Here is a 22,453-nt window from a genome sequence, read left to right on the forward strand (position 1 = left end):
CCCAGAGGGGGAAGTGCCGTGCGGCGGCTTTTTAAACACCAATCGGTGTTGTTCTGAAATTTTCTAAATTAAGGAAGAAGCCACGGTAGGCGGTCATGCCGTGCCTGAATAGGTTCCAAAGCAGTGAACTGCCCATTTGTGCAAGGGTCGAATTAATAAACAAGTCCTGTTTGTCGAGTGCCTCGGCAAGGGAGCAGCTTGGGGTGTTGTCTTCACTTTCTGAGTGTCGGAGCAGTTCCCCAAATTCATCGGTTATAAACGGCAGGGTATCTATAGTTACGAACTCTTCTGATACAGGCTGTTGTACCTTTCCTAAAGTAGCCAGTATAACCTGTCCTGTTGTTCTACTGTTTCCAAAATCCATCCAATAGCGAGGTACATTTCTGTAATGTCTTTCCGTTTGCAGCCCCTTTAAAGTTTCTGCTATTTCAAAACGGGCGGCAGCGGTATCGACACAGCTGATATAAATAGTAGATTGCGTGGGCAGGCTACTTGGCTTATATCCAAATTTACAGTGTGTTGCTTTCCAGTCCGTACCGAAAAAGCGGTTGCAGCGGTTAATGAGTGCTACCGATTTATACAGCCCGACTTCGCATTCAGCAAAAAGCTGTCTGCCTAAATTGGCGGGGCTAACGGTATCATCATCCCAAAGGGTAACAAGTAGCCCTGCATGGCCAAGGGCGTTGAGTGAGTGGTTCATCCGTGCAAGGGCAGTCAGCATTTGAGAGCCTGTCCCACCTGCACCGATGAGGTTAACAGGTATCGGGTTGGTTGGGTGCAATACGTCCCTGTGGCTAAAATGTACTTTTATCTTTTCGGTTTTCATCGTAATAGTTTTTTAAGTGTAGTGTTTGTAGGCTGTAGCATATCTGTTGGGAATTTTCCGCCCTGTTCCAAAAGCCCTTTCCACAGCAGTACTACATTTTCTTTTACAGGATTAAAGCCTGCAAGGTGGCTGAAATAGCTGTTGAAAAAATAATGTTCCCAACTGCTCATGAATTCCTCAAGGGAAGCCGACTCCCTGATGCGCACCGGCACAGTACCCATACATACACTACCGTCCTGATACACATTAAAAAAGGGCGCATGGCACAGCAGGCTTTCGGCGGTAGGCTTCCTGTTTGCATGTAAGGCATAGACGGATAGCGTCCGCCTGTCTGCCACCCATAACATTGGTGGTACATGTGCTACACCGCTTTTTAGCCCAAGGCTTTCGGTAAAATAAAGTTTGCGTTTCCCTGCCTTGGTATACCACACGGCATTGCCCTGTTCAGAAGGGTTGAAGTGCAAGAGGTTTGGGGGGATTATCCCTTTGGGCTTTAGAAAGGCTTTGCCTGCCTGTTGCTCAATATCGAGTGCCTCGGCAAGCCGCTTGGCTTCCTGCTCGGTTAGGGGGTGTGCATTTATGGGGCAGCCGTTGCTGTCCATATCGAAATATTCCACGTACGGTTCGCTATCGCTGCCCTGCGACTGGTAAAACACCACTGCTGCTGTGGGGTGGTAAAGTACTCCAGTATCAATTGTTTCCATACTCAATTTCATTTAAAAGGTAGCACAGGCGGTCAATAGCTGCAAAAAGGCGTACTTCATAATCGAGGTTATCGCCTGTATCGCTCAACCCGTCAAAGACCCGTGTTACCGTAGGCTCTTCTATATCGGAGTATTCGTTGAATTCATTATTGACGTTTTCGAGCAGTGTCTCATACAGGCCGCCTGCTGTCCCTGCCGAAAAGGAAATGTACTGGAACATGCCTATTTTCCCTTCATCATAATAGTAATCATCTTCATAATCGCCCTCTGTAGTTTCGCAGGGTATGTGGGTTTTCAGGTTGTGCGAGGGATAGTCCTTCCAAAGTGAAAAGAATGCTGTCGCTATTTCGTGGCATCCACTATCAAAACTGTCCCTAACGCAAAACTGTTCAAGGCGTTTTGCGAAGTGTTCCAAATGGCAGGTATTGGCAATCCTGCGTTCCATAATATCCCCTATGAGTGCAGCTGCCTGAATTTCATGACGGTTAGATGCGTAATCTTCCCAGCAGTCGTAGGCTACTTCTTCAACCCACTGTCCGATGTAGGCGTACTGGTCGTAAAGGTAACTACCTTCCTGCCTGTAATACGGCATATCTGCCACATGGTACAGGTAGGCGAAGGCGCATAAAAGCAGGTTGTATGCGGATTTGCGCCTGCGCTTGCGCCCGAGTAGGTATAGGGGTAGCACAGGGATATAATACAGGTTATAATTGGTATCAAAACGTTCTGAGGTTGCAAGGGCAATGCGCCCTGAAGCTACCTGTACAAGTTCCACACACACCTTTTCCTCCCTGTACCTGAACTGGTTTTGCAGGTCGTGCAGCGCAAGGGCAGCACCATAGGGAAACCCCAAGGATTTGAAATCAGGTGGCAGCAATCCGTAATGGCGGCACAGCAGGGCAAGGGAATTGTCAAAATCCTGTCCTGCTGCTGTCCCGCTCCCTGTATTGCCCCCTGATACTTTCGGGAGGAAGCTGCATTTTAAAAAACCATTGGCAGCATTCCAAGCGGCACGGACTGCCTGCTGTCTTTTTGCAGCTGCGCTGCATCCTTCGTCCGTGCCATTGCCTGCATGAAGTTTGTCACGCTGCGGTGCAGGAGTTGCTGCCTTTCTTCTTCGGGCAGCTGTATGCTGCCTGATATTACGTGCTGTTCCATTTTTCATACGTTATGATTTATCATTTTATCCTTTCGTACCCATAACACTTTCAAAGCGGTACAACAGGGCATCATCGCCAATCTTAGGTGCGCCTATGGTTGCAGTAGTCAGTATGGGATAGGTATTTGCGTAAAAATTCAGTACTGTTTCGGTACTCCAATTTGGGTCGGGGTCAGTCAGGGTCACTTCCTGCCCCTTATCGGTCAGCAGGAATACCCTTTCTAATTTAGTCGCTGTTAACATGGCTCATTCATTTTAGTTTTCATTCTCGTATTCTTCTTCCTCATATTCCTCTTCATGATATTCTTCCTGCGTTTCATCGGGGGCAGGTATTTGCTGCTCCTGAGCCATAGCCGTACCGAAGAGGTCGGGGGCTGAAAATTTATCAGAGAGTTCTTTACGGCGTTTGCGTATCTCTTCCGCTTTTTCAGGATATTTTAAGGGGTCAGGGACTTTTGCCCAAGCTTCCCTGAACTTTCTTGCTTTTTCTAAATCGGCCGCCTGTTGCAGGGCATCCGTATATTTTTTGTCCTTTAATTCCGCTTCTTTGCGCTCTTTATCGGCTTTGCCTTTTTCCATAGCGGACTGCGCTTTTGCGGCTTCAAGTCCTTTGAGGTGTGCCGCCATATTGACAAGCAGCCCCGAGGTTTCGGCAATGGGCGCAGTGATTTGTTGAAAGAAGCCACTATCCAGTTCGGAAGCAGTCCCTTTTAAAATAAGCGGTGGGATGAGCGTTTTTGCCTTGTCCCCGCATTGCTCGTTGTTAAGGAGCAGGGATACAGTCAGTATTTCCCCATCCTTTTTTAAGACCATCTGCAATTCGCCTGTAAAATTTATTGCAGCGATATGGGTAAAAAAATCTGTTGTTTCCATTGTAATTATATTAGTTCGTATCTCTTACAAGCCTGTACAGGAGTTACCTGTACCTTTTCAGTCAAAAAGCAGCTGTACTGCCTGCGCAAACTTCGGGTTGTTTGTGAGGTACTGGTATTTACGCAGGCAGTCCACTGTGAACAGGGCATTGTATCCGTCAAACAATTGGTCAGCAAAAAGGTTTTGGTTCTTTGCAAGCCGTTTGCCGTGCTTCTCAATGGCAGCGGCTACATTCCCTGCGACCTTAAACCAAAAGTCCGCATTGAATACTACGCCTTCGCCTGTTTCCCTGATTTCTGCTTCGTGCGCCACTATATAGTCGTACGCCCCTTTTACGGCTTCCAAAAAGCCCTGTATCTCCTCAGGAAACCAACCTGCAAAGAGTTTTCCCCTGTCTACGTTGTCCATTTTATCCAATGCTTTCATAGTGGTATTTGCGTGTTATTCTGTGGGCAGCTGCCATAGTTTTATTAAATCGTAGCCTTCTTCAAAATAGAGGTGGTTGAGGTATTCCGCCACCGTAGCACGGTCGTAATTGTCCGAAGCCTTTTTATCAATATATTTTCCTTTTGTAGCTTCTATCCATTTGCAGATGGCAACTGCATCGCGGGCTTCTGCTGCGCTTGCAGCGCCTCCTGAAAGCTTAAAGGAAAATTCCCCGTGCCTGAGCCAAAAAAAGTTATTGCTCAGTTGTTCCTTTGTAATCGGTCGCAAAAAGTGCGGCAACTGTTTTTTCCCATCGGGATGCTCGTTAATATAATCTGCTTCCCATTGCAGATAATCCCACGGATTGAATTTGTCCCAAGTATTCGCACCGTACTCGTTGCTCAATTGCTCATTAAGCAGGCTGATAAAAAGGTCATTCTTATTGTCCCCCTTTAAAACTACTGTCATGTACCTTCCCATAGTTTCAGATTTTTAAGGTTTTAAGTACAGGTGGCAAGCGGAATGCATGCCGCCTGTAACTTTAATTCTGCAAGAAAATACCTGCGCCATTTTGCTCGAACTCGCTGCACAGGTCAAAAGCCCTTTGCGCTTTGCCCTGCGCCGTGCCGCCCATGACAAGGGATTTCAATTTGTCTTCCCCGTCCTTGTATTTCCTAACATTTTGGTAGTAGCCCGTAACGGCATTGTATGCCCCGAACAATGTCCCTTTTGTAGTGTCCATGCGTTGGGTGTCGCTTACCATTGCATAGGCGAAAGCATCTTCCACCGTATTTTTAAATACGGTAGATAGTTCGTCTTGCGCCCCTTTTTTCAGAAGGTCGAACGTCTCTTTGTTGGGGCAAAGCGCCAGTTCGATGAGTTTGCGTACTTCTTTATCGCTCACTTTTACCGTTGCCCAATTGTTAAAGATGCCCTCTAATTTGTTGCTAAGCGCATCGGCTAAGCCCATTACTTTGTGGGCATCTTCCAAACGTTGTTTTGCACCTGTAGTATGCTTGATGCGTACCACGTTAGCCATCCCTTTCAAGGCTGCATTTAATGTGTTTTGGCATACGATGCGGATGGGTGTAAATGCTGCGGTAATACTGCCTAAACCGTCGTGCGAGGTAGTAAGGAAAATATACTTTTCGGTAACATCGTCACCATTGCCGACCCTGATATAGCCGGGTAGTTTTGCCGTAATGAATATGCGTTCCCCATCGCCCAAAGCCCCTGCTGTCTCGTAAAGGATGCCATCGCCACCGCCTACAATGGCATCAAAGAATGAAAATGCATCACGGTTTTGTATCAGGTGGTAATCCTTGCCCACGCTTGCACCCAAAACGGTATCGCTATCGGTGCGGTAGGTAAAGAAGCTGCTTTTTGACTGCATGGTTTTACCGCTCGGAAAAATGTGGGTGTTTGGCTCTTTGGCTATTTCATAGTCAAGCCCTGCAAATTGGATGGCTTCTGCGCTTGTCGGGTAATCAGTAACGATTTGCCCCAGTCCGTGCCATGCTTTTTCCTGTACGCTAAAGAACGAGTAGTTGCCTGTCCTTTCGTTGAAATTAAGATTGTGTGCCATGATTTTCTGATTTAGTATTAGACAATTTTAAATGTGCAGGTTTTGTTTTGGCAGCTGTACTGCCCTGTAGGATGTCCGCTGCAACTACCTCGATTTCTTTTTCGGGTGCTGTACTTGCCCCATCGTTTTGCAGCCCTTCTGCTACCGTCCTGTTTCCTGTTTTTTCCATCACTACTTTATTAAGGTTTGTAATCATTTAAGATTCCTTCATAAAGCCCACATTAAAATTTCCATCGGAAATGGGCTAAAAAGAAAGCAAGTGGCCAGCAGGGAAATCGAAAAGGCGGGCTATAAGTCCCCCCTTGTGGGGGTGGCGCAGCCATTATGCGCCCGCCTTTTCGATTTCCATGCTAACTTAGCTGCCCTTTTTAGTCCATTTCCCAATGGAAATGATTCAGAATAGTAAGTTTGTTCAACATTGGCCTTCCATGAATGAGAGAGGACATTATCAGTAGCTTGTTTTTGCTGAATCGGTGGAAAGAGTAATTAAAATTATGCAGTCGAGAATTTCGGTAAAGTCCTAACGATTAGCTGTAAAAGCGATGAATTATTTGTAGATTTATGGCGCTTAACAAGTGGTTAGCGGGATTGTTCTCTAAAGGTCTGGCGGTTTCAGCACTACAGGTACACTTAGAGCTAATAATTAAATTTTAAATAATGTAGCGGGTCTTTATTAAATGAAAAGTATTACAACTATTGAGTTTGAACTCTCTCCAATGGAGGAGGCAGACAAAGCTATTTTAGAGGCCATCAGTACATTTTTTCTCAATCTGGAAGATGATGAGCCTGTTAGTAATGACATTGAAAATTCTGTAAAGGAATATCTTGAGGCATTCCGTGAAGACTTATATTGCCTTATAGAATATCCTTATGTCGATAAAGTATACCGTGACAGCTATTACAGCTATTATTCCTCAAAGCACGCTGACTATCAAAGGGACAGCATTCGGGTGTCGTTATTTGAGCCAACAGTCACGGGAAATGAATTTTTAGACCCCGCGCAGCATGGTACGCTCAATAAAAAGTATCTGGGTTATTTTACCATACGTCCAACGTTAAATTCCCTTTTTGGACGATCCCTAATTAATCCGAAAGCGATGCTTGAATCAGACTTTAAAGCGTGCCTCTGCAAAGGGGAAAGCTTTGTCTTCGGTGCAAAACTTCAAACCGAAGGTTTTCCGCACAGTGCACAGGATGAGGAAACGATATTGTGCGCTGAGACTACGATATGGGGGTTGATGGAATATTTTTCAAGCCGATATCCCGATTATAAGCCAGTGCTTCCTTCCCAGATTCATAGTGCCTTAAAAAATCTTATATTCCAGAGGCAGTTGCCCTCTATGGGGCTTTCGATGGACCAGATTTCTTTTGCCCTGAAGGAGTTCGGCTTCGGTACCAGGATCTATAACCAAAACCCTTATAGTTCGGGAATTTATAATCTAATAGATTGTTATATAGAATCAGGCATCCCGGTATTGATTGGGCTTGAGTCCGATACCATCGGGCATGTTATTATCGGTATTGGTAAAGAGTATGATCACACATTTGATATTAATACGGTAAAAAAGACCACTTTTCATTCGCATGGGAGGGATAAGGAGTTTTTAGAACATACCAATTTTCCAAAACGGTATGTGGTGCAGGATGATAACCTGGCACCGTACCGCGTTATCGATATTGATAATCCCGGCGAACACTACCCAGGTAGCCAAGGATTTGACGATATGAAAGTAGATTCTGTTATAGTGCCCTTGTACCCTAAAATATATCTTGAAGCGGAACTGGCAAGGAAACTATTTCTGGAGCTCATCAAAGATGAAGATGTAGGTTTTGATTTTGAAGACGGGTTCATTTTCCGATATTTTCTTGCCTCCAGCCGCTCGTTTAAAAGACATGTGAGCGCAATTAAAGAAATTAATACCGGGTTAAAATTTATTATTGTATCCTCCAAAATGCCTAAATTTATATGGTGTGGTGAAATCTATTCTTCGGAATCGTCAGCAAAAGAAGGCGATGAGCCTATCGGGTTAATAATTCTAGATGCCACGGAAGCGAATAAAGCAGGCATCGACGCGCTGCTGTTCGCGGGCTATCCCGACAGATGTATTAGAAGGGATGAAAATAATTTTGTAGATTTGCAGGGTGCTTTAGAAAAATATACGTATTATAGCAACTTAAAATAAACCGTTATGAGTAAGAGAGTTAAAATTTCATTTAGTACTGTTAATGATGGTAAGTATACTGTTATTAGCAATGTTGATATTTCTCAAAGCTCAAGCCGCATTAAAACGGCCATGAAGGGTGCGGTAAGGGAGCATGAGAAAAGGCAGGCCATTTCACAAAAAGAAGCATCAAAACTTGTATTGAATTTTTAATCAGATATTACAAAAAAGCCCGGCAGTACCGGGCTTTTTTGTAATATTACCTCTTGAAAATCATAGTAAGTTCAATACAAGCCTACTGTAGGCATCAAAGTAGCGAAGCGATGTTTCCATATTATAATACTTTTTTTTGCAGCAATAAGGTGAGCTATATGTTCCTGGTTAATGCTTCATAGATTTTATTTGCAACCTGCTTATCGTCCAGGTATCCGGTGATGCCGTGGCGGTTTTTAGTGCTGTTCTTGACATGGTTACTATTAATGATTGGGGGATCAATATTAAAGTTGTGTTTGTCCAGTGGTTTTAGCGCAACATAATCCCTGTCATCATAAGCATTGTACCACTTACCTTCAATTACATCCGGAAATTGCAGAGGGGTCGCCAGCTTTTTCTTGATTGATTTTAACCCAAGGGGTGAACCTATAGTAATGTAGTCTACAATTTCAACATCTGCCTCACGTAAAACATTATACCCCACAACTGAACCCAATGAATGTCCCACAAGCACTGTAGGGCCTGGTTGAAGTTCGCCGATAATAAAGTCATTTATTTTTGCCCTGACAGCGTTGTAATACAGGTATGTGTATACGTCCCGGGTAAACCTTTCGACTGAAACATCGCCCAAGGGTGTGTGCTGGTCTAATGCCCGTAATATGCCCTGAACCCACTCCCAGTTTAACGGGCCCTTCTCTTTTGGCCCATCTACGTATTGGGAGATTTGCTGGTCGGTAATACCCGCCTGTCCTGCCACCTCCGAGTACAGTTCAAATTCAAACTCCAATTGACTGTCATCAATGGTACCTTTAGCATTGGCGGCAGTTTGTGGTTTTTCTATTTCCTGGACAAGATCGTCTAAGAGGTCTCCATAAAATGGGAAGATGATATTGGTGCTTTCAGGCAGTGTAAAACCATTCTTGTCAAGCCCCTTATTAAGCGCGTCAATCCAGGTTTTTACAAGTACATCTTTATCCTGTCCCTGTTGGTCGCGTCCGTGTATTAGTACTAGGTTCATATCATATTGTATTTGTTGATTATTTCAAGTGCGCCAGGCTTAAAAGAGGTCCAGAGGCCCGGAATAAGATAGCGTGTTAATTCCTGTATCGCAGGTGTATATCCTTTATCGCTAAGGGCAAGGAACGACCATCCCTGAGTTAAAACAGGGCAAAAAGGCGCAGCCAACTCAACGGATTCCAAGCTGAGGTCAAACCGCCCAATGTCGTTAAGAAGCGCTACATCAAAAAGGACAGGCTCCGGCTCCCGAGCCATAAAATCAAACACTGATTTAACATCGTTAAATGCCCCGGCCTGCATATAGGCATACGCTGCGTATACTCCTAAAGTAGGGTCGAACTCCTTAAGCATACGGTAATAGCTCGCTGTTTCCATAAGATACCTGGTCTCATGATTAATCCTGAACGCGCCATTTTTGGAGTTTAGTGCTATTAAGGCCCTGCGCCGTTCAATTTCATAATGAAGCTCTGTGTATCTCAAAAATCTATCGGATGTCTGGCTTGGTGTATAATTCACGGATGCCAGGATACCATCTTTAAATATAACCCTACCTATATAGTTAGGCATGACGGCAAGGGGATAGACCGTGCCGTCTTTTGTTTGCAGCGGAAAAGTTCTGCCATACCATAACTTTTGCTGAATTTCTATTAAGGTGTTTTCCTGCTGTTCGCTAACAGTAATGCCCCTCCAATGATTTAAGTGATCAAAAACAGGTTGTGCCCCGATTATAACGAATCCGGTTTCTACATCTGAAAACAGTGGCCTTGCGGCTTCCTGAAAAAGGTCGATATACTCTTGCTGCTCCGCTATTGATTCCTTGGAAAAACTAATGGTTTCGCGTTGTACTTTGCGATCCAAAGAATCTATCCGCTGTTCTAACGTTTCAAGTTTCATATATTGTGTGCGGGTCCCCTTGAGGGGTTTCTTTACGGGGGAGCGTTTTTTAGGGAAGCGTGACAGGTGCATCGGCTCACGGGAAGTAATTTCGGAATCGGGAACCTGGTTGCGTAAAACGTTGGCATCCCGCAACGCCTTGGGAAGCGTATCTACTAAATATTCTGACAGTTCATAGGACATGATGATGTCATTTCGCCCGTTGCTACGGATGATAGCTGGTACCTTCCCATGTAAGCCTTCAAGCAACAGTTTGGTATATAGGCTTCGGCGGCTTTTAATATTGTCTTCAGTTATTTCCACTTCCAAAGCTGTGTCTCCCGGTGCCGTAGCATAAAACATATCTACTTTTGGAATTGTTTGTTGTCCTTCAATTGGAGAAAATAGTACAGAGCCACGCAGGGATAGCTGCTCAAAGTTTGTTGGCTTTGAGCGGCACGCATCGGAAATAAAAACAACATGCGGAATCCCGCTGCAGCGCGAGTATAGCCGGGAGGTTTGCAGGTTGATTGCGGCATCGGATCTTTGAGGCGCATCGCTCAATAGCCAAAATTCGTCTGTAGGCCCTTTTATGATTCCATGCCCGGAAAAGTATATAATAAGTAGTTCTGCGCTCAGACTTTCCACATATTGCGTGACGGCATTATATGCCATATCGATGGTTACTTTCCCTGTATCATCAGTCAGCAAAGTCGTTTCAAAACCTTGTGATATAGCCCAGGCCTCAAAATCCCTGGCATTAGAAACAGCATCTTCAAGTGCGGGCAGTCCGCCAGTTTTGTTTACACCTATAATTACTGCACATCTGCTCATATTTATATCAAAAAAAAATTAGCGATTAAATTACAATAATTTTAACATATTAAAAATACCCACTATTGGCTATTTTTTTATTGACGTGTAATGTAATTGTTTGATTACGATTTGTTGATCCACCTTTACCGTTGGCCTGGTCTGAAACTCTAATAAATGGTCGATGATTGGAATAAATGCCCACTTTGTAGTGATGAATGCTAAGTATCACACAGTGGGCAGCACTGTTTATTTTCTAATAATCATCCAGGTCAGCGACGGGTCATCCATTAACCTTTGCATCTCACTGTCTATGATATCTTTAATATCCTGTTTTATCTGAAGGTAATTCTGCTGTACCTGCCCGGGCAGCAGCTTCCTCACAGGTTCGATTTCCTTGTATTCATCCACCTCTTTTTTAAGGGCGGCATGGTCGTTTTGGATGTTGGCATGGAAGGCTTTCAATTCGATTGGGCAATCCGGCTCATCGGCTACAATCCCTACAAACTCACCGGAGCTCATGGTTGCGATACGCGATTGTGGAATCGCTGAGTCGAGCTGGCGGGAATGGCTTACTGAGGTGTCATTGCTGTTAATAGAAAGGCTCTGGCGCCTTTGCATAATTTTTCCAAAGCGTTCGGAGAGCTGTTTGGCCGAATCCCCGGTGACCTGTCCTGATATGATATTACCCACAATATTGACGATAACGTCCGCCTGTTCGCGGCCATAATCCTTACGCAGCTGGCTGAAGTCCTGGATGCCCAAACAGGTTGCTACCTTGTTGGAGCGGGCGGTGGCAATAAGGCTGTCCATATTGTTGAGGTAAAGCGTCGGGAATTCGTCAAACACCAGGCTGCTTTTGAGCTGTCCCTTTTTATTGACTTGCTTTACAAGGCGTGTCACATAAAGGGAAAGTACCGCTCCATAGATCTGTATCTTTTGCGGGTTGTTACCCATACAGACTACTTTGGGAGCTTCGGGATTGTTGATATCCAGTGTGAAATCGTTACCTGAGAGTACATAGTACAGCTGTGGTGAAGACAGGCGCGCCATGGCTACTTTTGCCGAAGCGATCTGCCCCTCCAGCTGCTCCATAACGTCATTAAGGTAGGCATTGACAAAGGGGTTAATTAAGACTTCTATTTCTTTCTCGCTGCGCAGCAAGGTGAACAGGTCGTTGTAGTCTGCCTGCATGAGTTCAATAACGTGTGGCAGGGTGCAGAATTCCCCGCCACGATATTTCTTTAAAAACCAGATGATGGCCGTTACAAAATTGATTGGCGATTCAACGAAAAAGTCGCCTTGTTTTTTAATCCACTCTCGGTTTAGCCCCATAAGGATGGTGCGTGCCGATTCAGCAGCATCCGTAATATCGGTCATAGATGAAGGCTCCAAAGGGTTGCAACGGTGGGAACGCGTCAGGTCATCGAAGTTAATAAGATAAAAGCGGCATTCTTTCGCGTAGAGATGGCGGTGCTTCAGCCATGCATTATAGGCGATGCGGGAGAGGTCATCAAACTTAAAGTCATACACGAACATACTGAACCCTTTTGCCAGGTGCTGGGTAATCACGTGGCGTATTACAAAATAACTTTTACCTGCGCCCGGTGTGCCCAGCACCATAAGGCCACGGAAGGGGTTTATGATGTTGATCCATGAGCGCCTTTTTTTCTTTCGCAGCTGGTATTCTGCCGGCAGGTTCACAGAGTACTCGTTCTCTAACAGCCGTTCCTCCTGTGGAAAGGTTTCGTTCTCGCGGTTAAAGATATCGCTGTTGTCCAGTTTATCCTTAATAATGCGGCCAAGCCATACCCCTGCGGTAAGGGTGAATAAATAACCTGCCACGGTCACGAGCACGTAGCTGATCGCATATACAAAAGCGGAATTCTGTATGTATTCCAGTAACACACTCCCAAAAAACAATGTGAGGCCTGTGAGCATATATTTTAGTGGCCGGGCGTACCCCATTTTTTCATCCTTTCTTCCCTTTACACCCAAAAGGGAAATGACAAGGAATATTAGGCAGGCTACTTTGGCTGTTACAAAGCTGTCGAAGAGCCCGGTATGGCTGATCTGGGCCAGTATCCGGTCCGTTATGCCGCTGTGCAGCCCATAGGTATGAAACAAAGCATAAAAGCTGTAGTAAAAATGCACTACTAAAAACACAATACTTATCAGCCTTGAGAGGTCTGCGATCTTACGCAGTGCCTGCTCGTTTTCTCCTGTTCCCATACTATCATTTTTAAATTATATCCGGCTGCTTACCCGCGGCCTTTTCTTTTCTTTTTGCGCTTTGCATTAAAACCCGCCGCCGTATACTCAGATGCTGCAGTGGGGCTCAGTAATTCATTGATGAGGTTTTCATTTGTGGCGGGTTTGTGGACAGTGTCGGCTGCGTCCCGGGCACCGGGATGCTGCGGGCGTTCCCGCACCGAGGGTTGATGCCCGTGGGCATCTTCCCGCTGGTGTCCTGAAATGCGTTCTGAAAGCCCTTTAGCACTGTAGGGCTTACCGAGGCTGCTGCCATTGATGACGCAGTGGGTGGTATGGTCAATGAAGGTCAGCCCGTATAGCTGCCCCCCGGCATTTTGGCGCAGTACCATGTCAACCCCTTTCGCCTTTAAAAGTTCCTGGAGCTTTTGCACTGAGCCGGGCGTGCTTTTTAAAATGGTACTGTCGATTACGGTGCGTAGGTGCGGGCGCGACTTATCCTGGTACGGTTTGTTAGCGGTAAACAACACTTCCAGCCGGGCAAGGGAGGGCTTAAAGTGAAAATCACTGGCCTTGATGGGAACACCTAAAGGGTTTCCCACAGCATCGAGGGCGCGGTACAAAAGCCCTCCTGCAAGAAAGGTGCGTGAGGTTACTTTTCCCCGGTCTGCCTTTATGTTGTAAAGCCCCAATAACGCGTTAAGTTCAGGCAGTGAACAAAAGCGGTACTTTTCGAGTACAAATTGCAATACATTAGCGATTGCCTTTTTGGTTGGTGCCTTTCCGTACTGTAACCTGCCGGCCTGTAGCGGCTCGGGCTTATATGCAAGCGTACGGGCATGCTTTTCAGCCGGGATCAGCCCGAATGATTTTTCTATGGCTTTACGTGCCGTCTCCGATTGGTTGCGACCGATGTTGTGCATGTCGATGCGGCTGCCATCGGGACGTACCTTCAGCGATACAATGTGGAGGTGCGGATGGCCTGCATCCATGTGGCGGTATGCCAGCCAGGGTTGCGTGGCAAAACCCACCTCTTGCATATATGTGCGTGCTATCTCCAAGAGGCGGCTATCGGAAAGGCTTTGTTCCTCAGGCGGGAAGTTCAGTGAAATATGAACCCCCGGATGCCGGATGCGCGCATTCAGCGTTGCCATGCCTTCAAGGTAGTTAAGCTTTGGCATAAGCCCTGCCGAAGCCCCCTCAAAGGGACAATTGCCTTCCCCAAGAAAGCGGGCAGCACCACTGCTTATTTTCTCTTCGTTGTAGCGCAGGATACGGGAGAGTGCGTGCGAGGCTTTTATGACTGCAACCATAGTGTGGAGAGTTTAGTTATTGCACCGGATAGCGCTTCCATCTGTATTACCAGGCTACTGCGTGCCGAGAGGAATGCGCTCTGCCATCCTTTATCCTGTGTAACGGCTGGATTAGCATTGACGCGGTAGGTAACCTGGTTGAGGTTTTGGCCTATGGCGCGCAGTTCCTCGCGCAGCAGGCTGAGTTCCTGCAGCCCCTGGTCTAGTGAGGCATTGCGGTGCAGCATGGTAATGGGTTTTTCGAACAGGCAGTTTCTTACATATTCACTTACCTTACGGCAAGTCGTTGCCTTAAATTTGCGCATCAGTTTTTCATGCTCCTCAGCACGCAGGCGCAGGTGCAGCCAGTGGCTGCGCTGGGCGTTGTCTTTTGGTTCCATCATCATATCATTTTCATTTGTACAACAGGCTCACCAGGCTCCTTCAGCAGTCCCTGCCCACGAGTTTCGAGTAAGGGCAGCCAGATCCGTTTGTATCACAAACGTACATCTGGCCGATTGCGAAAAAGACTGCAATCCCTCAACCCGGCATATCTGCAAGCGTAATAGCAACAGTCTTATATCGTATGTTCTACCTTACCGGAAGCTGTCAGGGTTGGCGGCCGCTTAAAAGGTTTCGCAGGCAGTAAGGCAAACAGCAGCCAATAAGCGGGATATCGCCATCTCCAATTACAAGAGTACCACATGATTTTGCCTTACAAAAATGTTGCGCGACACTACAAACCCATCACGCGTATAAAAACACTGCTTATCCATACGGCTGCCGAAGCTTATTACAAATTTACAGCGGTGCCTAGCGCATTTGCAATCCCCGCTGAATTTCGATGAGGATCGTTTCCGTGAGGCTTTGTAACTTTGTAGGGAAGCTATTAACTTAAAAATGATCGTTATGACAACAAATGAAGTAGCCCGAGTGTACGACACGCTTTTGAGTGCCCCGGGAATGGATGATGCGGTACGGATAGACATGAAGATCCCGAGAAAACAACTGCTGGTGCTGAACCACATTTTAAACCTGCCTGATCTTTCAAAGGCTTCAGAGCTGCTACGGCACCTGGAGAGCGGCAAGCTGTTCACTGAACTGAGGGAACTTGGGAATGCGTTTTTAGAAAAATCCTCACTGGTAGAATTTAATGCTAAATTTATTACCGTCCATCAGGAGAACAATAAATCCTGATCATCCTGATTTTTCTCCGTAATCACCTGCTATAGTAATCACCTTATCTATACCCTTGCGGATTGTATAATCCCATGCAGCTTGGGGTTGGGGCGCACCGGCGGCGTAGTATCATTTATCAAACACTTTGCTGCCGCGCTGCCCTTACTGCAGGGCTGTGACTTAAAGGAAACGGTATGGAAACGGAAAGGCCGGATGAAAATGAACTTTTATTACGATTCCTTTTGGATTTGGTACTGGGCCAGTGGAATGCTGTTGTCCCTGATCTACATGCGCCTGAAGCAACCGCTACGCCAAATAGCTCCCTTGGTATCCGGGATCTCTCGCAATTACTTTCTGAAGAATTGCGGACACTGTTGCTGCATAAGGCCTTTGTACACCCCCGTAAAAGATATGGCCTTATCCAGTATGGGCTGGTATTGTTGGATGCTGATTTTATAGTCCGGGGAACAGGGAGCACAACGGCGGGGTATTTTGGGTACTCCGGGGTCTTTATGTACCGCACTGATTTCAGCAGGTATATTGTGCCTTCTTCACGGAAGGATTTTTTTACAGCAGTTACCGCGCTGCAGCAGGGTGAAAACATCTACCCGCAATTACTTACACTGACCTTTGAGGCACGCGATGGCAGGCTCCTCACTGCAACATGTTTTATTGACAGGCTGCTGTACAGTGACTACGATTTTATCGTCAGCCTCTTCAGCCTGAAGCCTGTTGTGCCAACCAGCAGCATGGATAAGGACAAACACGCACGAAAAAGCCTAATGGCCGTACAACAGGTGTACGATTATATTTTGGCACACAGGGAAGGTGTACTGCCTACAACGCGCGAATTTGCCAGGCGCTTCGGTACCAACGAATACGAACTCAAAAAAGAATTTAAAACGTGTTTTGGTACCAGCATCTACCAGCACTATTCCCAGGTCCGCCTTGAGCGGGCTTTTTCACTATTAAAACAGACCACTACACCGTTGCCCGAAATCGCAAATCAGTGTGGGTTTGACGATTACTCCGGTTTTGCTAAAGCGTTTCGTAAACGCTATGGGATGAGCCCTGCCAAAGCAAGGGAAACATCATAAGGGTATAATTCCTGATCGACCTTTTTTTATTCCTGAATGTCAAACCGATAGCGTGAATTAATTGCAAATTTCACTACAATCAAAACTAACATTCAATGAGCCGTTTACCAGCCTTACGGGAAGCTACCCTAAAAACAGTTTGCCTTCTTTACATACTCCTTTTCGCTTACGCGTCAGCCGCCAAATTACTGGATTTCGAAAACTTTAGGGTACAGCTCGGCCAGTCCCCGCTTTTGGCGCACTTTGCCGGATGGACCTCGGTTGGGGTACCGGTTGCGGAATTGGCCCTTGCCGTTTCATTATCGCTCCCCAGGCTGCGTTTGGTTGGGCTATATCTTTCGCTGGGCCTGATGGCACTTTTTTCTGCCTACATTTATATCATCCTGCATTATGGCTCATTTGTCCCTTGTTCGTGTGGGGGAATCCTGGAGCACCTGAGCTGGAACCAGCACCTGGCCTTCAACCTCATTTTTATTGCCCTGGCAATACTTGGGATACTGAATGCCAGACCGCAGGCAAGCAAGGTGAAGGCCATTGGCGGTATTACGGTAATCAGCTGCGCCGCTGTGGTGGTCATGTGGGGCTTGCATAGCGCTTCGGAGCAGCTTACCAGCTACCATAATAATTTTACCCGCCGGTTTCCGTATGATGCGCGTAAAATTGCAGATACCGACCTGGGTTATAACTCCTATTATTGGGCGGGATCCGATAGCGCCAACCTCTACCTGGGTAATACGACCAACCCGCTTTTGCTGACCATACTGGATACAGGCCTGTCTGCTAAAGAGCGTTTTAAAATAAGACTGGACCGTTATGACCTGCCGTTCCAATCTGTACGGATCAAGGTTCTGAATGGAACACTGTATGTGGCCGACGGTATCATCCCGGCAGTATTCCGGGGAGATCTACAGGGGCGTTCTGCCGGGTTGTATTGGCAGGGTAACCGCCCTTTTTCCTCTTTTGAATTTATGGATTCCTTAACCCTTGTGACCAAGACACTCAACGAGAAAGATGGTTCGGGCTGCTTAGGCAGCGTATCAATGGGTACGCCCCCTGAAGAGCGGTTATTACCGGGTTTACTACACAAGCAGGCAGACGGAAATTTTGATGTGGACGGTACCTTCAGCTTTGACCCCCGCTCGGGTAATTTCGCATATGTGTACCGCTACCGCAACGGGATTATAGTTACCGGGCCGGACCTGAAACTGAAAAAGCGGTTCAGCACGATTGATACCTTTAACATTGCAACCTTAAAGCTTGCCTATGTAAAGAGCCGCAATGAAAGAAAGTTTGCAGCACCGCCCATGGTGGTAAACAAGTCGTGCGCGGTAGATGGCTACCGCTTATACGTTAACTCGGGTGTGATGGGCAAGTTTGAGCCTGAAGAAATGTGGCGGCAGGCCAGTATTATAGATGTTTACGACCTTTATAGCGGCGCCTATCTGCAAAGCTTTTATGTTTATGATATCGGTGGTAAGAAGCTTACCAATTTTCACGTTTACCAAGGTTTTTTATTTGGATTTATCGGTACCCATGCCGTGAAGTATACACTGCCGGCCGGGATTGGTACGCCACACAGCCAGCCAGCTACCACACGTTAAAAATATACTGCGCAGTATCAGGGGAAGGCTGAAAACCTGTTGAAAGAGTAGGCCGTAATTTAAATTGTTATCCTTATGAAATTTTCTATCAAAAATCTGGTACCGATTGCGGCTATGGCTATCGCGACCATCGGGGCGTATGCAACACAACATACTTCAGAAAGCCCTACAGCCTTTATCACCTACGCAGATGGGTTTGTAAAAGGCAATGATCTTGGCACTGTGTGCAACAACAGTACGCGCTGCATGGTCGACGACGGCCCTATATGTACTGTTACCGCAAGCGGCCCTAATTTTGGGCAACAGCTTTGGGGCAAGACGGCTGCCGGCCGCTGTACCGTTGAGCTGCACAAAATCCCGTAAGGGATTAAAAAACAATGCAGTTCCTGCCAGGGAACTGCATTGTACTTATTTAATCACATCTACTTTGCACCATAAGGGTTCGGCTTCCCCCTTAAGATAATGCCCGAACCAGGATTCAGTGCGACGTGTAAGGTCCGCCTGATGTTCCCTTTGCATGAGTACATGCCGCTCGCCCGGATACAAAAGCATAATGTTTTTCTTTCCCAGCCGTCGCAGGGCCATGTGCAATTCGATGGTCTGCCCGATATCCACCTGTTTGTCCTGTTTACCTGCCCACGATAATAACGGCGTGGTAATTTGGTCCGCATGGGACAGTGGTGAATTCAGCTGATACATTTGCGGATCTTCAAAATACGCCTTTCCGAGACGGTGCTGGTCGACTTCGGCCTTGTAGTAACTTGGCATAAAAAGGTTCCAGACTACGCTGAAATAATCAGAGGTAAAATCGGTAATCGCGGCGCCGGCTACAGCTGCCTTAAACATTGGTGTTTTGGAGATAATGTAGTCCGTTTCATAACCTCCCCACGAGTGCCCGATAAGCCCGATCCGCCCAGGATCAACCGGCACTATTTCAAGGGTTCTTCTCAGCGCTGCCAGTGTGCATTCCTGGGCACTCTGCCCGGGCCTGCCTATCTGGTAGGTAATGTCGGGAAGCAACACAAAATATCCCTGTACCAAAAGGTTTGTTATATTGAAACCGGTATGGTTGTACAACGAAGGATTTATGTAGGCAAATAAATCCCTGGATTGTGTTTCATAAATATGGACAATCATCGGATAGCGCCGATTTGGGTCATAATCTGCTGGATAATAAAGGATAGCTTTGAGTTCATTTTCCTGAGGATCTTTGTACTCTATTAATTCCGCACGTCCCCATTGGAAACGCTCCTGTTGTGGGTTGCTCTTATAAATCGTTTTGATGGGTTGTTTGGCATTCTTTAACCGCACTGTCGGGGCTACCTGATAGTTCTGAAAAACATACAACCAATTTTTATAAGTGCTGTCGGGTATCACACTTGTGATTTCCCCGGCTTCCGTAGCAATTTTGACCAACCCCCTGCCTTGCTGCCACGTATGCAAACACGTGTAGGCCGCCGCATATTCTTTAATTGCCAAAGGAGCGCGTGTATCTATAACCACAGGCGCATAACCATCGAGGTTACCCTTGCCGGCAGGCTCCAAAACCAACCTGAACGTAGTAGCCCCATTGCTGTTTGTGATACGTAGGGGATTGCTGCCATCGGTAGCTATTTTCCAAATGTTGTGACGGTCATATAGAAAAACGGCTGCATCATCGCTGCTCCAGCCCGCAAAACCGAAAGGAGGCTCCGGCGAGGGGTGCTGAAAATCCGGGTTGTAGAAGAAAGCGGGTAACCCGCCGGTAAGGTTGTGGTGCCTTTCATTATTGAGATCGTATACCCACCAATTGTTTTCTTTCCAATACAGTATAAACCCTCCCGCAGGTGAAACCTGCAAATACGGAGGGCTATAAGCCCATTGCTCCAGGATTGTTTTCTTTTCTCCTGTTTCCAGGTACGTAAGGGTAATATCCACCGGTGCCCTGAAATTGTTTTGGGGTTCATATTGCCCGGGGTCAAAGCTCAACAATACCCGTTGGTCACCGGTCAGCATACCCGTAGGATGGTTGTGTACCGGGGTGTAAAACCGGCCGGAATGAGGCCACCATACTGCTACTTTTGCCACCGCGTCCCAATTTTGTATTTCTTCCTTGGCGGGATAGAGAAATTTGTCTCCTGTATTCCATATTTCAACGGTTGGGTTACCGGCTTCAAGGGCACCGGCTGCTATCCCAAAAAACACCTTGGAGCCATCATCGGAAATTGATAAGGGTTTCAGAAAGGTACAGGATATTATGTCCCTCTGGGGAAAACCTTCCTGCCTTGCCGGGTTAAACTCAAAAAGTGCCTTGCTTTTTAAGTGATAAAAACCAATCCGGCCTTTGGCCTCCACGGAGGAAGGAGTAAAGGGATGTTGCTCAAAAGCTATTTCCCCGCCACCCTTGGACCACACCAGGTTGCTGTATGCGTGCGTACCACTTTCGGCCACAGTGGTGGCTTCCATGCGTGTACTGGGTGAAAGATGCAGTACTACGACCTGACTTCGATCCGGGGTTCGTAGCGTGTATGCTAGGGCATCCGCCGCCGCATTATAGCTGTAGGCGCTGACAGCGGGGATTACGCGCCTTATGTTAGTCTTTAACCCAACGACCGATAAGGTGTCCTCCTGTAGCATAAAAAGGCTGGAGGCATCAGCACTGAGGCCATACGAGGTTACGTTCTTATAGGCTACCTGCTTGCCGCTGTCCAGATACCTCAGGTGTAGTGTTGCCGCCGCATCGCCTACCAGGGCGAACCCGCCTTTCCCAAAAAGCACCGAGGACCCTCCCGGGTAGCGGTATTGCTTTGCGCTCAGGGTATGCTGTAGTGTAAGGGTGTCCATCCCATTTTCGTACCGCGTAGTGTAGGCGACCCAGCGGGCATCGCCGGAGGCCGCGTAGAGCTGGGTAGTCCCCCAAAGTGAATACTCCTTCTCTGTAAGATGTTCTTTGCCCTGCCCAAAGCCCGACGCTGTGCCCAGCAGCAGGCAGCAGGCAAGGATAATGTGCGGCAAGGGGCCTGCTACAAACTTGGTTTTCATTTTAATATCCGGGATTCTGCGGCGCTAAATGCGCGTTTAATAGTAATTCGGTTTGTGGTAGCGGCAATAGTGCATCAGTGGTGTCCCAGCCCGGTTTAACGGTGCTTAAGGTTGCATCCAGTAAACCTAAACGGCTGAGGTCAAGGAACCTGAAACCGCCTTCTGTAAAAAATTCTACCCTGCGCTCCTGCAGGATTGCCGCAAGAAGCTGCTGCTGTGATTGCGCTGGCGTGGGGGCAAGACCTGCTTTTTGCCGTACAAGGTCAATATCCTGCTTTGCTTGTGAAAGGTTACCGAGCATCAGGTTCGCCTCGGCGCGGATCAGGTATTGTTCGGCCAGGCGTAATACCACCTGGTATTCCATGGAAGCGTCTGTAAGCCCCCTATGCTTGTATTTATTGGCGTAATAATAGGTTGTCCCACCATCGCTGAGTGCGCCTGTCCAATGTTCTTTCCTGAGGTCGCCCGCTTCAAAGGCCACCATCAGCGCTTCGCTTAGTGCCACTGTTGGCGGTGGGGTCGTTGTAAAAATGTAATGGGCACCGTCTTCCGTATTCTGGCCCTGTCCGGCAGCAGACAGCTGCCAGATGGTACTGCCGCTTTCTTTCAAAAAAGTTGTGTCAAGGTCATCAGGAAGCATAAAGCCTACAGGGTCATTAATAACCGCTTCAGCTGTTTGGGCAGCCTCAGCCCAGTTGTGGTTAAAAAGATAAACCCTTGCGAGCAATGCCCTGGCTACCGCTTTACTGGCGCGTATCCTTTCGGGGTTGTTGTATTGCCCGGGCAGTTTTTCGATGGATTCTGTAAGGTCGGCTATGATGTAGCTATATAACTGGCTTTTCGCTACACGCCCGGCCTGACTGTTTTGCCTGTAGTCTGTTGTGGTTATGTAAGGGATTGGCCCGTAAATATTTACAAGGTAGAAATGTACCAATGCCCTTATAAAAAGCGCCTCACCTTGTAACATGTCCCTGTCCTGTTGTGAAAGCGCCTGGGAAGCGTCCGTACCTTCCATTATAGCGTTCGCGCTGTAGATGATCTGGTACGCATCGGCCCACCATCCGGTAATGTCTGGGTTGGTGGGCAGCACGCTGTTGGTATAAAAGAAACTGGTGTTGTCCGTAGCATCGGCGTACGAGTCGAGTTCATCGGCATAACACCCCATTTTACTTCCGATGCCGTTGGCTCCCCCACGCAGGAAGCCCGTATCACGGATTTTAGCGTACACGCCCGCGAGCGCCGCATTGGCCGTGGCGCGGTCCTGAAAGACCGCCGGCGCGGTAAGCTGGTTGGATGGAAGGTCTACTTCGGTAAAACTTTCACAGCCTGTGTGTAGGAGGCATACTGCTAAAAGCAGGATGGTTATGAGGTAGTTGCCTATCTTATTTTTTTTCATGGTCG

22 protein-coding genes are annotated in these 22,453 nt (G+C 47.1%); 6 read left to right on the top strand and 16 right to left on the bottom strand.

Annotated elements, in window-relative coordinates:
* Positions 1-31 precede the first annotated feature (31 nt).
* The 9 genes from GR160_RS10555 to GR160_RS10595 form a co-directional block, all read right to left on the bottom strand.
* Positions 32-826, bottom strand: a complete 795-nt coding sequence (locus GR160_RS10555) for a PRTRC system ThiF family protein (RefSeq protein ID WP_160749834.1) — start codon at positions 824-826, stop codon at positions 32-34.
* The gene (locus GR160_RS10560) at positions 823-1,530 is read right to left on the bottom strand and encodes a PRTRC system protein B (RefSeq protein WP_202390763.1); all 708 of its coding nucleotides are present in this window, start codon (positions 1,528-1,530) and stop codon (positions 823-825) included. The genes GR160_RS10555 and GR160_RS10560 overlap by 4 nt, the downstream gene beginning before the upstream one ends.
* The gene (locus GR160_RS10565) at positions 1,517-2,695 is read right to left on the bottom strand and encodes a hypothetical protein (RefSeq protein ID WP_160749836.1); all 1,179 of its coding nucleotides are present in this window, start codon (positions 2,693-2,695) and stop codon (positions 1,517-1,519) included. Before GR160_RS10565 ends, GR160_RS10560 begins: the two co-directional genes overlap by 14 nt.
* An 18-nt stretch (positions 2,696-2,713) precedes the next feature.
* Positions 2,714-2,932: a PRTRC system protein C gene (locus GR160_RS10570; protein WP_160749837.1), complete on the bottom strand. Its 219-nt coding sequence runs from the start codon at positions 2,930-2,932 to the stop codon at positions 2,714-2,716.
* 12 nt (positions 2,933-2,944) lie between these two features.
* Entirely contained in the window at positions 2,945-3,562 is a 618-nt protein-coding gene (locus GR160_RS10575; RefSeq protein WP_160749838.1) for a PRTRC system protein E, read from the bottom strand.
* A 57-nt stretch (positions 3,563-3,619) separates the two neighbouring features.
* Positions 3,620-3,988 (bottom strand): hypothetical protein, encoded by a 369-nt coding sequence (locus GR160_RS10580; RefSeq protein ID WP_160749839.1) that lies wholly within the window; start codon positions 3,986-3,988, stop codon positions 3,620-3,622.
* Positions 3,989-4,003: 15 nt separating this feature from the next.
* On the bottom strand, positions 4,004-4,468 hold the full coding sequence (locus GR160_RS10585) for a hypothetical protein (RefSeq protein ID WP_160749840.1): 465 nt from the start codon (positions 4,466-4,468) through the stop codon (positions 4,004-4,006).
* A 61-nt stretch (positions 4,469-4,529) separates the two neighbouring features.
* Positions 4,530-5,573, bottom strand: a complete 1,044-nt coding sequence (locus GR160_RS10590) for a DUF932 domain-containing protein (RefSeq protein ID WP_160749841.1) — start codon at positions 5,571-5,573, stop codon at positions 4,530-4,532.
* Complete coding sequence (locus tag GR160_RS10595; RefSeq protein WP_160749842.1) at positions 5,557-5,742, bottom strand: hypothetical protein; 186 nt, start codon at positions 5,740-5,742, stop codon at positions 5,557-5,559. The genes GR160_RS10590 and GR160_RS10595 overlap by 17 nt, the downstream gene beginning before the upstream one ends.
* Positions 5,743-6,289: 547 nt before the next feature.
* Between GR160_RS10595 and GR160_RS10600 the strand changes: the two genes are divergently transcribed.
* Positions 6,290-7,756 (top strand): hypothetical protein, encoded by a 1,467-nt coding sequence (locus GR160_RS10600; protein ID WP_237421207.1) that lies wholly within the window; start codon positions 6,290-6,292, stop codon positions 7,754-7,756.
* A gap of 6 nt (positions 7,757-7,762) precedes the next feature.
* A complete protein-coding gene (locus tag GR160_RS10605; RefSeq protein ID WP_160749844.1) occupies positions 7,763-7,948 on the top strand; it encodes a hypothetical protein in 186 nt (61 codons plus the stop codon).
* A gap of 154 nt (positions 7,949-8,102) precedes the next feature.
* On the opposite strand, the gene GR160_RS10610 is transcribed toward GR160_RS10605, so the two are convergent.
* The 5 genes from GR160_RS10610 to GR160_RS10630 form a co-directional block, all read right to left on the bottom strand.
* Positions 8,103-8,966 carry an alpha/beta hydrolase gene (locus GR160_RS10610; RefSeq protein WP_160749845.1) on the bottom strand — a complete coding sequence of 288 codons (864 nt, stop codon included), beginning with the start codon at positions 8,964-8,966 and terminating at the stop codon, positions 8,103-8,105.
* Positions 8,963-10,672: a caspase family protein gene (locus GR160_RS10615; protein WP_160749846.1), complete on the bottom strand. Its 1,710-nt coding sequence runs from the start codon at positions 10,670-10,672 to the stop codon at positions 8,963-8,965. Before GR160_RS10615 ends, GR160_RS10610 begins: the two co-directional genes overlap by 4 nt.
* A 228-nt stretch (positions 10,673-10,900) precedes the next feature.
* The gene (gene mobC, locus GR160_RS10620) at positions 10,901-12,883 is read right to left on the bottom strand and encodes a conjugal transfer protein MobC (protein WP_160749847.1); all 1,983 of its coding nucleotides are present in this window, start codon (positions 12,881-12,883) and stop codon (positions 10,901-10,903) included.
* Between the two features lie 29 nt (positions 12,884-12,912).
* The gene (locus tag GR160_RS10625; RefSeq protein ID WP_160749848.1) at positions 12,913-14,175 is read right to left on the bottom strand and encodes a relaxase/mobilization nuclease domain-containing protein; all 1,263 of its coding nucleotides are present in this window, start codon (positions 14,173-14,175) and stop codon (positions 12,913-12,915) included.
* Complete coding sequence (locus tag GR160_RS10630) at positions 14,160-14,561, bottom strand: plasmid mobilization relaxosome protein MobC (protein ID WP_160749849.1); 402 nt, start codon at positions 14,559-14,561, stop codon at positions 14,160-14,162. Before GR160_RS10630 ends, GR160_RS10625 begins: the two co-directional genes overlap by 16 nt.
* Before the next feature lie 502 nt (positions 14,562-15,063).
* On the opposite strand from GR160_RS10630, the gene GR160_RS10635 reads away from it, so the two are divergent.
* The 4 genes from GR160_RS10635 to GR160_RS10650 all read left to right on the top strand — a co-directional run bounded on the left by GR160_RS10635 (position 15,064) and on the right by GR160_RS10650 (position 18,394).
* The gene (locus GR160_RS10635; RefSeq protein ID WP_160749850.1) at positions 15,064-15,351 is read left to right on the top strand and encodes a hypothetical protein; all 288 of its coding nucleotides are present in this window, start codon (positions 15,064-15,066) and stop codon (positions 15,349-15,351) included.
* Between the two features lie 176 nt (positions 15,352-15,527).
* Positions 15,528-16,430, top strand: a complete 903-nt coding sequence (locus GR160_RS10640; protein ID WP_160749851.1) for a helix-turn-helix transcriptional regulator — start codon at positions 15,528-15,530, stop codon at positions 16,428-16,430.
* Between the two features lie 95 nt (positions 16,431-16,525).
* On the top strand, positions 16,526-18,031 hold the full coding sequence (locus GR160_RS10645) for a MauE/DoxX family redox-associated membrane protein (protein ID WP_160749852.1): 1,506 nt from the start codon (positions 16,526-16,528) through the stop codon (positions 18,029-18,031).
* 75 nt (positions 18,032-18,106) lie between these two features.
* Positions 18,107-18,394, top strand: coding sequence for a hypothetical protein (locus GR160_RS10650; protein WP_160749853.1), 288 nt, complete (start codon positions 18,107-18,109; stop codon positions 18,392-18,394).
* 45 nt (positions 18,395-18,439) lie between these two features.
* On the opposite strand, the gene GR160_RS10655 is transcribed toward GR160_RS10650, so the two are convergent.
* Both GR160_RS10655 and GR160_RS10660 read right to left on the bottom strand, forming a co-directional pair.
* Positions 18,440-21,052 (bottom strand): S9 family peptidase, encoded by a 2,613-nt coding sequence (locus GR160_RS10655; protein ID WP_160749854.1) that lies wholly within the window; start codon positions 21,050-21,052, stop codon positions 18,440-18,442.
* 1 nt (position 21,053) lies between these two features.
* Positions 21,054-22,448 carry a RagB/SusD family nutrient uptake outer membrane protein gene (locus GR160_RS10660; protein WP_160749855.1) on the bottom strand — a complete coding sequence of 465 codons (1,395 nt, stop codon included), beginning with the start codon at positions 22,446-22,448 and terminating at the stop codon, positions 21,054-21,056.
* Positions 22,449-22,453: the final 5 nt, after the last annotated feature.

Source organism: Flavobacterium sp. Sd200, from assembly GCF_009826935.1.
Classification (GTDB): domain Bacteria; phylum Bacteroidota; class Bacteroidia; order Flavobacteriales; family Flavobacteriaceae; genus Flavobacterium.